2 protein-coding genes are annotated in these 2254 nt (G+C 56.3%); both read left to right on the top strand.

Annotated elements, in window-relative coordinates; all coding sequences use genetic code 11:
• The first annotated feature begins 134 nt into the window (after positions 1-134).
• Positions 135-770 (top strand): hypothetical protein, encoded by a 636-nt coding sequence (locus BKN37_RS28990; protein WP_131823721.1) that lies wholly within the window; start codon positions 135-137, stop codon positions 768-770.
• 8 nt (positions 771-778) lie between these two features.
• Complete coding sequence (locus BKN37_RS26920) at positions 779-1789, top strand: hypothetical protein (protein ID WP_131823720.1); 1011 nt, start codon at positions 779-781, stop codon at positions 1787-1789.
• Positions 1790-2254: the final 465 nt, after the last annotated feature.

Genomic DNA, 2254 nt, shown 5'->3' with positions numbered 1-2254 from the left:
ACTTTGGTAGGTAACTCATTGACCACTACGCGATGGCCCACCCCAAGCCCGGTATCGACACACCCCAACAGGGATCCGTCCAGATCAGCCCCGGTCCCGAAACCCCACCACCCCAGGGGACTTACCCCAAGGGAATGGAGTTCGGGTACGGCGGCCAAGGACCAAGTGATGCGTGCAGGGCTCTCCAGCTTGCTGGATTGCCAGAGGAAACGGCTCACACCGTCTTCACCAGGAACGGCGTCAACTATCTCATCGAAGATGGAGGTTCGATCCGCGAACGTGATTTCGGCGAACCACCTCCGAGCCTACCGAAGTTAGCAACTGACGGAAGCTTAGTCGTAGTTATTCATGGCTATGAATCGAACGAGTGCGGTGCGGAGGAACTGCGCGACTGGATCGAGTACCTCGATGACGAGGGCAACTCTCCACCATGGAAGAACGGTCCGAGGCGGATCAGCTTGTATCCCTTGCGGGATGACGCTGAGCAGGACGGGTTCGTTTCAGACGACGGTGTTCCGCAACTGATCATCGAGCAGGGTGATCTTCAAATCTGGTTGGTGGAGTTCGTTCACGACAGCGAAAAGGTATGGATACCACGCCAATACCGACGCTACCTGGAGATTCTGGGAGAATTGCCCGAGGACACCGTTGCAAGGGATGACGCTTCGCCGTTCCGCCGCTGGTGGACCAGCCATGCGGATCGGCGTCCGCGAATCATCGAACTCGGCGAGGGCAAAGTGAACCGTGTTCCAAGGATCGGGAAGAAATAAGGACTGCGATGTTTCCACCCCACGATAGCGCGCTGGCAATTGTCGAAACTTGTTGGTTGTTATGGCTCGTGATTTGGGCGAGCGCACGCGACAATGCGATCCGCAAGTGGGCTATCGGCTTTGCTCTTATCGTCGCGCTGGTTGAATTACTCGCTGTCGGGCTATGGTACTTGGAGCGTGTTCAGAATGAACACCTGTGCTCGCAGGGCTTCGTGCCGTGCCAGGACTCGCCCGTTGAATGGCGATCCTGGATGCCGCTCGTCATATCGTTGGCAATCGTAGGTTGGGTGACGTTCCGAATAAATACAGAAGGCGCGCGGTCCTGGAGTCAGACGGTGCTTGATTCGGGTACCCAAGCCTCGTCGTTCCTCTACGTCGTCGCGATTTTATTTCGAATGCAACCAGTCATACTGGCTTTCATTGGTATGTCTGTATTGTTCTTCGTGGGTGATTCGCAGTCGGGGGAGTCCCTCTTGGCGACTTGCTTGCTGTTCCTGTTTTTGGCAGCGCTGTTGCCGCTTCCCCTCCTGTGGTTGGTTGTGCGCTTCAATCAGCTAGGAATGCCTCAGAAGCTGTTGGCCGTGGCTTATGGGATTGCGCCAGCGGTTTGTATAATCGCGCTGCTGTCAAAGCTGAACTCAACACATCTCCTCAACGTATTCCACACGCCCGGAGGCGACTCGCGGTATGTAGCCCTGGTCGTCCTCTTCGGATCACTGTTCGCATATGCCGTGCTGGGTGAAATCCTTACCAGAGAGCTGCACGCCAATCTGGAGTCGCTCGATTACTTAACTTCGAGCTGGGCGAGGGAGCGGATTGACCCAGCGCCGACGCTAAGAGAGTTGCGGCGCTTCAAGCGGTCAGCGCACGTGGTTGCGGTCATTACCGCCGGTATCGCCATCGGCTTCATCCCCTCCGCATTTCATCTCCCCGATGTTCTTGGGATGATCGTCGGCGTCGGATTCGTCGCGCTTGTCAGCTACGTGGACGCAAAACTGGCGTCCCGGCACTTGGACTGACGGTGGTCGTTAGTACGTACAATATAATCTCGTAATGACAGTCACAAGCGAGCTGTTAGATCAGCTGGAACAAGCCTTCGCGGGGGGGATCCATCCTAGAGTTTGAACACGCTGACTCAGGTGTTCAAGCTGCAATATCAAAGATGGGAACGGCAAATGCGTTGAACTTTCGCGGCACGACGTTCGCCGATGCAATGCAAGCGGCGCGTCTGTACGGTGAATGTGCCGCTATAGGAGTCGGGATCAAGTTAATGGATATCGAGGTTAGTGCGCGCTCGTGGTTCGCGCAGCTCATTGCCTCGACAGTCGTTCCGAATCGTGATGAAGCACGAGTTCGCGGGTAAGTCCCCTGGGGTGGTGGGGTTTCGGGACCGGGGCTGATCTGGACGGATCCCTGTTGGGGTGTGTCGATACCGGGCTTGGGGTGGGCCATCGCGTAGTGGTCAATGAGTTACCTACCAAAGT

The organism is Mycobacterium talmoniae, from assembly GCF_001854525.1.
Taxonomy (GTDB): Bacteria; Actinomycetota; Actinomycetes; order Mycobacteriales; family Mycobacteriaceae; genus Mycobacterium; species Mycobacterium talmoniae.
The sequence above is the reverse complement of the archived record's forward strand: the minus strand, read 5'-3'. Positions and strand labels throughout refer to the sequence as shown.